This is a genomic window from Pseudomonas sp. SCA2728.1_7, from assembly GCF_018138145.1.
GTDB classification, from domain to species: Bacteria; Pseudomonadota; Gammaproteobacteria; order Pseudomonadales; family Pseudomonadaceae; genus Aquipseudomonas; species Aquipseudomonas koreensis_A.
On record NZ_CP073104.1, the window covers coordinates 1,525,286 to 1,537,442 of the forward strand.

General features: G+C 60.5%; 11 protein-coding genes and 1 pseudogene. 5 read left to right on the forward strand and 7 right to left on the reverse strand.

Going from position 1 to position 12,157, the window contains the following annotated elements; genetic code table 11:
* Window positions 1-19 precede the first annotated feature (19 nt).
* Window positions 20-1,632 (reverse strand): annotated as a pseudogene (locus KBP52_RS06760) (methyl-accepting chemotaxis protein).
* Between the two features lie 245 nt (window positions 1,633-1,877).
* Between KBP52_RS06760 and sodC the strand changes: the two are divergent.
* The 3 genes from sodC to KBP52_RS06775 all read left to right on the forward strand — a co-directional run bounded on the left by sodC (window position 1,878) and on the right by KBP52_RS06775 (window position 3,356).
* A complete protein-coding gene (gene sodC / locus KBP52_RS06765; RefSeq protein ID WP_212622435.1) occupies window positions 1,878-2,399 on the forward strand; it encodes a superoxide dismutase family protein in 522 nt (173 codons plus the stop codon).
* A 160-nt stretch (window positions 2,400-2,559) separates the two neighbouring features.
* Window positions 2,560-2,874, forward strand: a complete 315-nt coding sequence (locus KBP52_RS06770; protein ID WP_016983279.1) for a DUF2388 domain-containing protein — start codon at window positions 2,560-2,562, stop codon at window positions 2,872-2,874.
* A gap of 80 nt (window positions 2,875-2,954) precedes the next feature.
* A complete protein-coding gene (locus KBP52_RS06775) occupies window positions 2,955-3,356 on the forward strand; it encodes a hypothetical protein (RefSeq protein ID WP_176091710.1) in 402 nt (133 codons plus the stop codon).
* On the opposite strand, the gene ligD is transcribed toward KBP52_RS06775, so the two are convergent.
* The 4 genes from ligD to KBP52_RS06795 all read right to left on the reverse strand — a co-directional run bounded on the left by ligD (window position 3,357) and on the right by KBP52_RS06795 (window position 9,240).
* On the reverse strand, window positions 3,357-5,948 hold the full coding sequence (ligD, locus tag KBP52_RS06780) for a DNA ligase D (RefSeq protein WP_212622436.1): 2,592 nt from the start codon (window positions 5,946-5,948) through the stop codon (window positions 3,357-3,359).
* Between the two features lie 17 nt (window positions 5,949-5,965).
* A complete protein-coding gene (locus KBP52_RS06785) occupies window positions 5,966-6,919 on the reverse strand; it encodes a class I SAM-dependent methyltransferase (protein ID WP_212622437.1) in 954 nt (317 codons plus the stop codon).
* Between the two features lie 11 nt (window positions 6,920-6,930).
* Entirely contained in the window at window positions 6,931-8,307 is a 1,377-nt protein-coding gene (locus KBP52_RS06790) for an iron-containing redox enzyme family protein (RefSeq protein ID WP_212622438.1), read from the reverse strand.
* A gap of 162 nt (window positions 8,308-8,469) precedes the next feature.
* On the reverse strand, window positions 8,470-9,240 hold the full coding sequence (locus KBP52_RS06795; RefSeq protein ID WP_077572191.1) for a tellurite resistance TerB family protein: 771 nt from the start codon (window positions 9,238-9,240) through the stop codon (window positions 8,470-8,472).
* A gap of 260 nt (window positions 9,241-9,500) precedes the next feature.
* On the opposite strand from KBP52_RS06795, the gene pcsA reads away from it, so the two are divergent.
* On the forward strand, window positions 9,501-10,223 hold the full coding sequence (pcsA, locus tag KBP52_RS06800) for a phosphatidylcholine synthase (protein ID WP_007919592.1): 723 nt from the start codon (window positions 9,501-9,503) through the stop codon (window positions 10,221-10,223).
* 124 nt (window positions 10,224-10,347) lie between these two features.
* On the opposite strand, the gene KBP52_RS06805 is transcribed toward pcsA, so the two are convergent.
* Together KBP52_RS06805 and KBP52_RS06810 are read right to left on the reverse strand one after the other, a co-directional pair.
* On the reverse strand, window positions 10,348-11,160 hold the full coding sequence (locus KBP52_RS06805; RefSeq protein ID WP_116031269.1) for a class I SAM-dependent methyltransferase: 813 nt from the start codon (window positions 11,158-11,160) through the stop codon (window positions 10,348-10,350).
* Window positions 11,161-11,193: 33 nt separating this feature from the next.
* Complete coding sequence (locus KBP52_RS06810) at window positions 11,194-11,466, reverse strand: DUF4242 domain-containing protein (RefSeq protein WP_095047497.1); 273 nt, start codon at window positions 11,464-11,466, stop codon at window positions 11,194-11,196.
* 225 nt (window positions 11,467-11,691) lie between these two features.
* On the opposite strand from KBP52_RS06810, the gene KBP52_RS06815 reads away from it, so the two are divergent.
* The gene (locus tag KBP52_RS06815) at window positions 11,692-12,153 is read left to right on the forward strand and encodes a GNAT family N-acetyltransferase (RefSeq protein WP_212622439.1); all 462 of its coding nucleotides are present in this window, start codon (window positions 11,692-11,694) and stop codon (window positions 12,151-12,153) included.
* Window positions 12,154-12,157 lie beyond the last annotated feature (4 nt).

Here is a 12,157-nt window from a genome sequence, read left to right on the forward strand (position 1 = left end):
GCACTACACATCTTTCTGGTTACAACCGAAACCGATCCACCGACTGCGCCAACTGCCCCGCCAGGCTCGACAACTCATCGGTGGTATTCGCCGTTTGCCCGATCACCCGGCTATTGCCCTCGGACATCCCGGCAATCATTTCCACCTGATGGGCAATCTCGTTACTGGCCTGACTCTGCTCGCCAATCGTGCGGGTGATGTCGTTGACCAGTTGCGTCGTGCTCAACGTCGCCTCGAGGATTTCGCGGATGGCCCTCTCGACATCCGCCGTCACCGCCATGCCCTTGTCGACCTGCGCGACACCCGCCTCCATGCTGCTGACCGCCTCGCGGGTGCTGTGCTGAATGCGCGCGACCATCGCGGCGATTTCCTGGGTAGAAGCGCTGGTGCGTGCCGCCAGACTGCGCACTTCATCCGCCACCACCGCAAAACCCCGCCCCTGCTCGCCGGCCCGGGCCGCTTCAATGGCGGCGTTGAGCGCCAGCAGATTGGTCTGGTCGGCAATGCTCTTGATCACCTGAATGATGTTGAAAATGGCTTCGGATTCCTGATCCAGCGTGCGGATCACCTGTGCCGACTGTTGGGCTGATCGGGCGATATCGTCCATGTCGCTGACCACTTGATGAATCACACCACCGCCCTCTTTCGCCAGGGTTTCGGCTTGATTGGCCATGCTCAGGGCACGTTCGGCGTGGCGGGTGATTTCCTCGATGCTCGCGGTCATCTGGCTGGCGGCGGCGGCCATGGTGCCGGCGGCGACACTTGCTGCTGACTGCTGTCGGCGACCTGATGGCAGCCGTGGCTAAGTTGTTCGCTCATGCCACTGACGCCGTGAGCATTGCGCCGCACCACATCGATCATGTTGCGCAAGTCGCGTTGCATGGTCGCCAATGTGCGAATCAAGACACTGGCTTCGTCCTTGCCGGACGGCTCGGCGATCGGCTCGCTGAGGTTGCCGTGGGCGATGCTTTCGGCGATGCGACTGGCAGTTTTCAACGGCCCCATGATGCTCAGAATGACCCAGCGCCCCTGGATCAAGAGCAGCACCAGACTGGCAATCAACACCACGCCGAGCGCGACGTTGGCACTGCGGATGGCTGATTCGGTTGCTGCGCTGGTCTGCTGCGTATTGGACTCGATCAACTCGCTCAACGCAGCCATTTGCTCTTCCAACTGGCCAAACGCCGTGTTGAAGGTGCCCAGTTCCTGTTGAGCGGCATCAGGATTGTCCAGCGCCAACCCGACGATCCGCTCGCCCGCGTTGATGTAGGTATCGAGGCTCGGTTTGATCTGTTCCAGGGCCGTGCGCAGTGTCGGGTTGATCGGCAGCTTGAGGTTCTCCTCGAGCACCTCACGAAAATGCCCGGCATGCTCGTTGATCGAATCGCGCACCTCGCTCGCCGTGTTGGTGCTTTTGCCCAGCCCGACCAGCATCGCCGAGTAGACATCGGCGCGCAGGGCGTCGTGCATCATGTCGGCTTCCATGTGGTTGCGCAGCGCGCTCATGCTGACCGCGTTATCGCTGACCGCCGAGGCCATCCGCTGGTTGCCGACGTAACTGACCAGACTCACGATCAACGCCGTCAGCAGACTTGTCACAATCAGCAACACTAAACGCAGTTTGATCGACACCGGATTTTCCTCTCTCGTTACGCCCGTAAGCGCTTGTCAGCCTTCAGTTAAGCCTATTTGCGCAGGTCTGCCGCGCCAGAGCGTGTCAGCAGGTGTCGGCATGCTGGCTAAAGGCAGCAAAACTTTCGGATTGCGCAGCAAGTCTCACTTTTCAACGCGCACGGCCAACGCCTTCATCGCCGGTTAATGCCGTCAGGCTATTGAGTCCGTCGCTCTGAACATTCGTACAGCAAAAGGAAACGCCTATGAAACGCGCATTGTGGTTGGGTTTGCTCGGCACCTTCGCCATCGGCACCGCACACGCGGCGCCGGAAAAAGTTGCCATCAATCTGGTCAGCGCCGACGGTGCACCGCAAGCGATCGGCTCGGTCACCATCAGTGAAACCGCGTATGGCCTGCTGTTCACCCCGGATCTGAAATCCCTGCCGGCCGGCATCCATGGTTTTCACGTGCATGAAAACGGTAGTTGCGAGGCGGGCATGAAGGATGGCGTGAAAGGCGCTGCGCTGGCCGCAGGCGGACATTTCGACCCGGAGAAAACCGGCAAGCACCTCGGCCCCTACGCTGATGGTCATTTGGGAGACCTTCCGGCGGTTTACGTGACTGCCGATGGCATCGCCAACTACCCGGTACTGGCGCCGCGCCTGAAAAAGATCGCCGAGATCAAGGGCCACGCGCTGATGATCCATGCCGGTGGCGACAACCATGCCGACATGCCCAAACCGCTGGGCGGCGGCGGTGATCGCATGGCCTGCGGGGTGATCTGAGCCCTCGCGAAATAAAGACCGGGCAGCCCGCCATGGCGTTGCCCGCGTCTGACTTGCAATAACGCAGACTTTCCAGCCCCACGGAACTCCCGCCCGCCGCGCGCCTCTCACATTATGTAATCCTTCCCTTTTTGCTTCGCGCTTGTGGAGGAACACCGTCATGCGCAAGTTAGTGCTCGTTTCTTCTTTACTCTTATGCCTGCCCGTCGGTTCGGCGTTGGCCCGCGTCGATGCGGGTGATGTCGCCACCTCGGCCGGTGTCTCCGCGTCGCTGTACTCGACCTTCAAGGATCACAAAATGGTGATTCCAGCCCGTGACGACTTGTCTGCATTTGTCGCCAGTGGCGGGGCCATTCGTGGGGTTTATCTTGAATCGGTACTGCAACAGGTTCGCCAGGACAATCCTGGCATCAACGCCAGCGATGAAGATCTGGCCAACGCGATTCTGGTGCATTACGAAGGCCTGAATCAGTAGCCGTCACGGATAAAGCAGCCGATGGATGGCCGCTGACGGCGCATAGGCAAAACTGTCCGACGGCCTCTATGATGGAGGCCATGACGACTTCTGTGCCCTTGCGCTCACCCTGCCCGCCCGGCGCCTGCAATTGCGGGCGCGACCCGTTGCTGGAAATGCCCGGCGCAGATCTGCGCATCCTGCGCCTGACACGAGAGGAAGAAAAACGCCTGCTCGCTCGCCTCGAAATGCTCAAAGACCTGAATGATCTCAAGCATCTGCAACAGCGGATGTTCGAGCAACTGGGCGTTCGCGTCGACGTCGCCCCCGGTTTCAACGAAGTGCGCACCATGCGCGGCATTGCCATTCAGATCGACGAGTTACCGGGCCTGTGCCGCAAGACCCGCGCAGCGATTCCGGCGGCCATTCGCCGCGGACTGGAAAATCGCCCGGAGATCGCTTTCGAACTGCTCAACGCCCACGACTTGCTGCGCGACACCTGATCACTTTTTCAGACCCAGGCGTTTACGCATCTCGGCGGTAATGCTTTGCCGGGTTTTCTTCATGTCGGCCCACGGTTCGTCACCGACCTCGGCCAGCCGCTGGTGAACGTTACGCACGTTCCACTGATTGCCGCCCTTGATCTCGGCGACTTCCTCGCGAAACAGCGGCACCGACACCGGCAGACCTTCGCGGGTGCGCGCGGCGTAAGCGCAGATCGTAGTCGCGCCGAGGCCGTTGCGCAGATAGTCGATAAAGATCCGCCCGACGCGATTCTTCGGCCCGGACACCGCCGAAAAGCGCTCCGGCAACAGCTTGGCCATATGACTGACGATAGCGTGGCTAAAGTCTTTTACTTCGTCCCAGCCGAGTTTGCGGGTCAGCGGTACGACCAGGTGAATACCCTTGCCGCCGCTGGTTTTGAGGAATGCCTTGAGGCCAAGCTCATCGAGCACGGTCAATGTCAGCGCCGTCGCTTCGACCATGCTTTTCCACGGCAGCGCCGGATCCGGGTCGAGGTCGAGAACGAAGCGATCGGGCTTGTCCAGATCGACCGTGGTCGCGTTCCAGGTGTGCAGTTCGACCGTGCTCATCTGCACCGCGCCGATCAGCGCTTCGGCGTTGTTGATCAACATCACCGGCTGCCCGGTAACGTCCTTGTCCAGCGTGGTGATGCCGGGGATCGCCAGGCGTTCGGCGTTTTTCTGGAAGAACAGTTCGCCGGCGATGCCGTCCGGGGCACGCACCAGCGCGACCGGACGATCCTTGAGCTGCGGCAGGATCCATTCGGCGACGCTGGCGTAGTACTCGGCCAGTTGCATCTTGGTGGTGCCGCTGACCGTGTCGATCACCCGATCCGGGTGCGTGATGCGCACTTTGCCGTTGGCCAGTCCGAGCTGTGACGGCTCGGTATCCGGATTGCTCGCCGGAGCTTTTTTCGGCGGTTTTTTCGTGGCGGTTTTTTTCTCTGCAATCTTCACCGGTTTCGCTCGCTCCTCTGTGATGCCCTTGGCTGGTTTGTCATCGCGCAAGCCATGGAACACGGCGTGGCGTACCGAACCGTCCTTGGTCATTTCGGCGAATGCGACTTCCGCCAGCAGTTTCGGCTTGAGCCAGTGCACGCCTTTGACCTCGAAACCACTGGGTGGATTGACCACCGCCGGCTTCTTCACCTGCAACGGTTTGAGCTGGGTCAGAATGCTTTTCAACGTCGACTCGTTGAAACCGGTGCCGACCTTGCCGGCGTAGCGCAACTCGCCGCTGTCGCGATCATGCAGCCCCAGCAACAAGGCACCGAAAGCACTGCGCGAACCTTTCGGATCGGTGTAACCGACGATCACAAACTCCTGACGATGTTTGCACTTGAGCTTGATCCAGTCACCGCTGCGCCGCGACACATACGGCGAGCCGAGGCGTTTGCCGATCAGGCCTTCCATCTGCATCTGGCAGGCGCTGTTGAGCAGTGCATCCGGGGTTTCGTCGAAGGCTTCGGAGAAACGCAACAAGGGTTGCTCATGACTGCCGAGCACCGTGGCCAGCGCGGCGCGCCGCTCTTCAACTGGCACTTCACGCAGGTCGACACCGTTGAGATAAGGCAGATCAAACAGGTAGTAGAGGATGTTGCCGCTGCGCCCGGCCTCGAAAGCATTTTGCAGGGCCTGAAAGTCCGGTACGCCCTGTTCGTTGGCGACGACCATTTCCCCGTCCAGCCACGCCGACTCCAATCCCAGCGCCGCCAAGGCTGCGGCCTGTTGCGGCAACTTGTGCGTCCAGTCGTGACCGTTGCGGGTGAACAATTGCACCTGATCATGATCGATGCGCGCCATGATCCGGTAGCCGTCGAACTTGATCTCGTAGCTCCACTGCCCTTCCGGCGCGCTGTCGACCAGCGTGGCCAGTTCCGGCTTGAGTTGCGTCGGCAATTTGGCCTTGTGCGCGCCGGTGAGCTTGCCGCTCGCGGGCTTGCGGGTTTTCGCCGCAGGTTTTTTCAGCGGTTTGCTTTGCTCGGCGGCCAGTTTGGGTTTGCCCACTATCGTGCGTTCGCTCAGGACACTGTCCGGTTCGGCCAGCAGCACGTCGTAATCATCCTGCGGCCGCGCGGCATCGTCCTGATGCTTGATCAGAAACCATTGTTCCTTCTTGCCCGGCATGTGCGTGCGCACCAGGTTCCAGATGCCGCCGAGCTTTTCGCCTTGCAGCTCGAACTTGAGCTTGCCCTTTTCGTAGGCCTTGTGCGGATCTTCCAGCGGAATCCACACGCCACGATCCCAGACGATCACATCCCCGGCGCCGTAATGCCCTTCGGGAATGCTGCCTTCGAATGTCGCGTAATCCAGCGGATGATCCTCGACATGCACCGCCAGACGCTTGACCTTGGGGTCGAGCGACGGCCCTTTCGGTACCGCCCAGCTTTTCAGTGCGCCATCGAGTTCCAGGCGAAAGTCGTAATGCAGGTGCGATGCGTCGTGCTTCTGAATGCAGAACTGCAAAGCATGCTCGGCGGCGGTTTTACGTCCCGAGCGCTTGACGGCGGCCGGTTCCGACGTCGCTGAAAAATCGCGCATGCGGTTGTAGTCGTCGAGGTTCCTGTTCATCGTCCACCTGCCTTGTTTCAGCCAATCCGCGTCACGGTCAGCGCCACCACCGCGATGCGGTCGACCCGTTGATAGCCGGGGTTGAGCAGTTCTTCGCCAAAGACATCCGGATCAAGTTCGCGGTAAGTCCAGCCGAAGCGTTTTTCATCCAGTCGCGGTAGCACGGTGTCGAGAAAAGGATCGCGACCATCGACCATCGCCACGCCGGTGTAGAGCAGCAGCGAGCCGCCCGGCGCCAGTCGATTCAAGGCCTGTTCGACGATGCGCAGTGAGAGTCCTGCTCCCAGCGTCCCGCCGCCATGGCGATAGGCGCGTTCTGCCGGATCAGCCATGTACGGCGGGTTGGCGACAATCAGATCGAACTCGCCCTCGACGCCCTGCAACAGATCACTGGCGCGTACGTCGACGTTGGCAACTTCCGCCAGCGCCGCGTTGATCGCGGTCAGACGCAGCGCTGCAGGGTTAATGTCCAGCGCCAGCACCTCTGCCTCGCGACGGGCACGGCCGATCAGGATCGCACCGACGCCAGCCCCACAGCCGATGTCCACCGCGCGATGAATCGGCGCAAAGTTCTGTTGCAGGTGGGCGTGGATCAGTTGCGCAAAACGGTAGGTGTCGGGGCCAAAAAACACCGCGTCAGCCGCCTCGGTGGGGAATGCCGAATGGACGAACAGCAAATCATCCAGACTTGACCAGCGCACCCTACTCTTCAGGTGGCCTTCGTAATTATCAATGACCTGCGCATCTTGCAGTTGCCGCTGTTCATCGGCCGACAACAACCCCGGCGCGAATGGCCGCGACCAGCCGAACACATCGCGCAAAGAGTCGGCCATCTGGCCCTCGTCACGCTGGTTGACCCGCTGGTGGGTCAACGGCGTCGGGGTGATGAACCGATACCCGTCTGCCACCAAGCGTCGGCCCAATTGCAGCAGCACGAGATCGTTGGGGCAGAGTTGTTCTTCCTGATTCATCGGTGATGTCCTTAAGGCAAGCGGGATTTGAGTTCGATAAAGCGCCGGGTGGCGAGCAGTCCGGCGGGGTGTGCATGGCGGGCCGGTGCGAGCCACGGGATCAAAGTCGCGATCTGCGCCTGTTCGTCCTGGCCTTGCAGCGCCGCGTTGAGCGCCTGTACATCGGGATCCTGTTCAAGCCCTTCGATGGCCGCTGCGGTCTGACTGTGCCGTCGAGCGGGTTTGGTCTTATCCGAAGAGGTCCAGTCACCCGCAATCCAGTCGTGCACCAGTTGTTTCTCGTAGGCATTGAACACGCCAAACATCGCCGCACCATCGCCCGCGATCAGCTGCCAAAAGCGGCTCGCCTGCGGGTCTTCATGGCGTTTGATCCAGCCTTTGTTCTGCAATGCCTGGAGGAAACCGGGCAATTGCTCCGGCGTCGCCAGCCACTGATTGACGGTCTGCCCTTCGAAGCGGCAGTAATCGGAATGCATGTGCTGGGCGAATGGGCATTTGCGCTCAAGCATCGCCAGCAATTCGTGCTCAAGGTCGAAACCTTCGATGATCGCGCGACTGCCCTGCCCCAGATCGTTGAGCCGATAGCCCAGCGCTACCCTGCGCAGAAACTCGGTGCGATCGGCCTCAAGCGGTAGTAGATCGAGCGCCGCCTGCACGGCTTTCTGCGCATGGCCGGTGCTGGCATTGTCGATGGTCACATGCAGGGTGAAATAGTACGGATCGATCCCCAGCTCACTGAGTTCGTAACTGCTGATCAACAGGTGCAACGGCAGCTGCTCGTAGCCGAGGTTGTAGCCGATCACCTCGGGCAAGTAATCCGCGCCACAGACACCGAGCGCCAGTTGTATCGCGCCTTGCAGGTAGCGTTCATCGTCGATGGCGCTGCTGTCTTGCAAATCGTGTTCGGCGAGCAGTTTGCGGTAGATCACCACGTGATTCTGCGCTGGATTGCCCTCGCCCAGTTCTTCGAGAAAAGTGCGCAGCAAGCCTTGGAAACGTGGGTCCCGCCAGCGCGGCAACAGCCCAGAAAGCCAGGCACCATCAACCAGTTTGGTCGGTGCAACCGCTTGCAGGAAATACAGCGCCTGCGCCTTGCCACGGAAGAATTGCCGAGGCCCGCCAGCCTTGCGTTGTTGCAGATAGTCAGCGTATTGCCGGGCGACATCGGCGCAATGTTCGGCTACCCAGGCGTGCCACGTCGTCGGATCTTCGGGCAGGGAATCGGAGAGTTGCGCGGCGTGTTGCAGTTGTTCCTGCAAAAACGCCTGCGCAAGGTCCTGTGAATCGTCATCGCGCAACAACGCTTCATAGACCTGCCGGATATTCCCGGCGGCATTCATAAGATGCGGTTGTGCAGGCGCGGCCTGCAGGTGTGTCAGGACAGTCATGGCAAAGTTCTCGGTCGGTTGGCAGGACGCTGTTCCACACGCCTCTACAGCAGCAGAGAGGCGGCGCCTGCGAAAAATTCAATCGACGTGAAAATTGCCCGGACGGACGGCGAAGCGGCTCCTTGGCGGAGCTGCTGGTGGCAATGATTTTTTAACGTGACTTCAGGCCTGACCTTTGGCCTGCTGTTCCAGATGCACCTGCAAGTCCGGATCGATCTGCAAGGCTGCTGCCAGCTCATCAAGATAACTGCGCTCGGCGTCCTGCTGGTCGTCCACGAGGATTACGCTGACCAGATACATTTCAGCGGCCATGGCCGGATCGCCTTTGGCCGCCTGCGCGACTTCGTTGGCGTCCAGCGGTTTCGAGACTTCGTCCTCAAACCATTGCTGCAATTGTGGGTCGTCGGTGTGTTTGCTGATTTCCCCATTGATCAACTGTTGTTCCCGGGCGTCGATCTCACCGTCAGCCTTCGCCGCCGCGATCAACGCACGAAGCACCGCGTGGCTGTGTTCTTCGATGTCCGGGCCTGCAAGGAGATTCGCGGTCTGGGGAATCTGTTGCGGGGCCGCGCTGGCCTGGCTGCGTTGCCAGGCCTGATACGCCTGAAACGCCATCATCCCTAGCGATGCCAGCGCCGCATAGTTGGTGCCGCCGGAGCGGCTTTGCGTGCCGCCACCGCCACCCAGCGCCCCACCCAATGCGCCGCCAAGACCACCACCGGCACCGCCGCCGAGCAAACCACCGAGCAAGCCGCCCAAGCCGCCAAGTCCACCGGCAGATCCGCCGCCGCTGGCCGCGCCCGAGCCGCCACCGAGCAGTCCACCCAGCAACCCACCCAAACCACCCAAACCATCGCCGGCAGACGCTGAAGATTGTTGGCCGGTCGAGGCCTGGCCTCGCAGCAGTTTTTCAAGCAAATCGCTGGTGTTCATGACGTCATCCTCAAGCATTGGCAGTGACTGCGTCTGGCAACGATAGACCCCTTAAGCCATAGCGCCAGCACCGTTTGGCTGACACTCAAGGGTCTGGCGGATTTCGCCCGCGTATTTTTTCGCCGGCCAGCTAAGATTGATCAATGGTGAACCTTATCCCGGCCAGACCGGTCGATAGCTGCAACCCCGACCCGGTTTGCCGGCGCCCTTGTTGCCCAAGGGTGATACCCGGCTTGCTTCACTTTCTGGAGAACGCCCCCGTGATATCGACCGTACACATCGCCAGGCTCAAAGCATGGGGCGCCCATGGTTTTACCGCGACTGGCGTGGTCACTGCTTTTCTGGCCACCCTCGCCCTCTTGGAAAACCAGCCGACCCACTGCCTGATGTGGCTGGGCGTGGCGCTGATTGTCGACGGCCTCGACGGCGCACTGGCGCGCAAGGTCAACGTGCAATCGGTGTTGCCGAGCTTCGACGGTTCGATCCTTGATCTGGTGATCGATTACCTGACGTACGTGTTCATTCCGGCGCTGTTCATCTATCGCTACATTCCATTGCCCGATTACACCCTGCTGCTGACCGTGTCGCTGATTCTGGTGTCGTCGCTGTTCTGCTTCTGCAACGTCAACATGAAGAGCAAGGACAACTACTTTGTCGGGTTTCCGGCGGCGTGGAATGTGGTCGCGCTGTGTCTGTACATCATTGGGCCTGGGCCGTGGATTACCTTCCTGACGGTGATTGGCCTGGCGCTGCTGACGGTGACGCGGATGAAATTCCTCCACCCGTTCCGTGTGCGCCGGTTCATGCCGATCAACATTGCGGTGACGGCAATCTGGCTGCTGTGCAGTTTGTCGCTGGTGCTCAACCACCCGGTGATCAACCCGTTGGTGATGGGCTTGTGGTTACTTATGTCGGCATACTTTCTGGGGATCTGCATCTGGCGCACGGCGCTGGAGTGGTTTGATCGGCCGCAGGTGAAATAGGCTCCAGAGCCCAACACAAATCCATTGTAGGAGTGAGCCTGCTCGCGATCGCGGTCTGTCAGCTGAATATTTTTGACTGAAAGAACGCTATCGCGAGCAGGCTCACTCCTACAGGGATCTTCATTCAGCGTTTAGTGATCACCACCTCCAGATACTCACTCGGCACCACCAGCGAAGCCTCCCCCGCCCGATTCAACCGGTTGAGCAAATCCGCCAGATCACTCTCCAGCGCCTGCCCGCTCTCCGGCGGCAGTGCCGCAAAGGCCTTGTGCACCGGCCCATACCAATGGCGGAAAATATCGATGAAATGCGCGGCCGAGCGATAGCGAAAATTGAACTCGCGTCGCGTCACGCGCAGCAGAAAATCGCGGTCATCGAAATGCTTGTGCAGCCACGCATCTGAGCCCCAGTTCGAGGGCGGTTGTGCACCGGCAGGTGGTGGCAAATGACGGCCGAGGGTCTTGAACATCTGGCCAACGAAACCTTCCGGCGTCCAGTTGGCCAGACCGATCCGCCCGCCACGGCGACAAACCCGGCCCAGTTCAACAGCAGCCTTGTCCTGATCCGGTGCGAACATCACGCCAAAGGTCGACAGCACGGCGTCATAGCTCTCGTCGGCGAACGGCAGCGCTTCGGCATCGGCCACCTGAAACGTCACGTCGAGATGCTCCGCGCGGGCACGATCCTGGCCGCGTTCCAGCAAAGCCGCGACGTAATCGGTCGAGGTGACCAGGCAACCGCGCCGCGCCGCCGCCAGCGTTGCATTACCGTTGCCGGCAGCGACATCCAGCACCTCCTCGTCACAACGCAGGTCGCAGGTTTCGGCGAGGTTTTCGCCGACGATTTGCAACGTCGTGCCAATCACGGCGTAGTCGCCACTGGCCCAGGCGACTTTCTGGCGTTCCTTCAGGGCAGTCAGGTCAATCGGGGTACTCATAAGCGTGAACTCCGCTGCGAGTGGGGTCGGTGATCATTCGGCCGTCGTCGGATCGATGACCGTCATCACCCGCGCCACACTGTTGGCCGGAAACCCACCGAGTCTGGCGTGTTCGCGTACCTGCTCTTCGTCAGGTGCGATGTACACGCAATAGATCTTGTCAGCGGTGACGTAACTCTGCAGCCACTGCACTTGCGGACCGAGTTCGCGCAAGACATCACAGGACGTTTTCGACACAGCTTTGAGTTCTGCTTCCGACAGCTTTCCGGCCCCTGGAATCTCGCGTTCAATGACGAATTTAGGCATGGCAACCTCGCGCTCTTGTTATGAGGCAAGGCCGGCAGTGACCCTGCTCAAGCACTATCGCGCCGAGACCGCTCGGCGTCCCTGCCAATCGTCTGGCAACCCCGTAAAACCGGGGGTTTGCCGATGAGCGGTGGAAATCTGTAAAGCGTCCGGAACACCTTGAGGATTGCCAAGGTTGGGGGATTGGTTTCTGATGCGTTCTCGCTTCTGGAAAGGACTCGACTGATGTCACTGAAACTCGATTGGCTCGCGCATCACCTGCACCACAGCGACCGTTATGCGCAATGGATCCACCAACAATTCCCCGACGAATACGTCGACCAGCCGCTGACCGAGTGGCAGCGTGAATTTGCCGAGGGCCAAGGCAATGGTGACTGGTCCTGCCTGATCGCCATGGACGGTGAACATCTGCTCGGCGGCGCCGCGCTGGCACGCGATGACCTCGCCCTGCGCCCCGATCTCGGCCCTTGGCTGGCCTGCGTCTTCGTCAGCCCTGAGGCACGCGGGCAAGGGCTGGCGGAACGTTTGATCGAGGGTATTTGCCGGGAGGCGAAAGACTGCGGCTTTGCGCGCCTGTATCTGCACACGCAAAACAAGCAGGACTACTACGCCAAACGCGGCTGGCAGGTGCTGGAACGTTTTCGCGCCTGGGATAACGAACAATGGCTCATGGTGCGTGACCTCTGAGCCA

Coding starts and splice junctions, on each gene's coding strand:
- sodC (WP_212622435.1), top strand. CDS start 1,878: ATGAAACGCGCATTGTGGTTGGGTTTGCTCGGCACCTTCGCCATCGGC.
- KBP52_RS06770 (WP_016983279.1), top strand. CDS start 2,560: ATGCGCAAGTTAGTGCTCGTTTCTTCTTTACTCTTATGCCTGCCCGTC.
- KBP52_RS06775 (WP_176091710.1), top strand. CDS start 2,955: ATGACGACTTCTGTGCCCTTGCGCTCACCCTGCCCGCCCGGCGCCTGC.
- ligD (WP_212622436.1), bottom strand. CDS start 5,948: ATGAACAGGAACCTCGACGACTACAACCGCATGCGCGATTTTTCAGCG.
- KBP52_RS06785 (WP_212622437.1), bottom strand. CDS start 6,919: ATGAATCAGGAAGAACAACTCTGCCCCAACGATCTCGTGCTGCTGCAA.
- KBP52_RS06790 (WP_212622438.1), bottom strand. CDS start 8,307: ATGACTGTCCTGACACACCTGCAGGCCGCGCCTGCACAACCGCATCTT.
- KBP52_RS06795 (WP_077572191.1), bottom strand. CDS start 9,240: ATGAACACCAGCGATTTGCTTGAAAAACTGCTGCGAGGCCAGGCCTCG.
- KBP52_RS06805 (WP_116031269.1), bottom strand. CDS start 11,160: ATGAGTACCCCGATTGACCTGACTGCCCTGAAGGAACGCCAGAAAGTC.
- KBP52_RS06810 (WP_095047497.1), bottom strand. CDS start 11,466: ATGCCTAAATTCGTCATTGAACGCGAGATTCCAGGGGCCGGAAAGCTG.
- KBP52_RS06815 (WP_212622439.1), top strand. CDS start 11,692: ATGTCACTGAAACTCGATTGGCTCGCGCATCACCTGCACCACAGCGAC.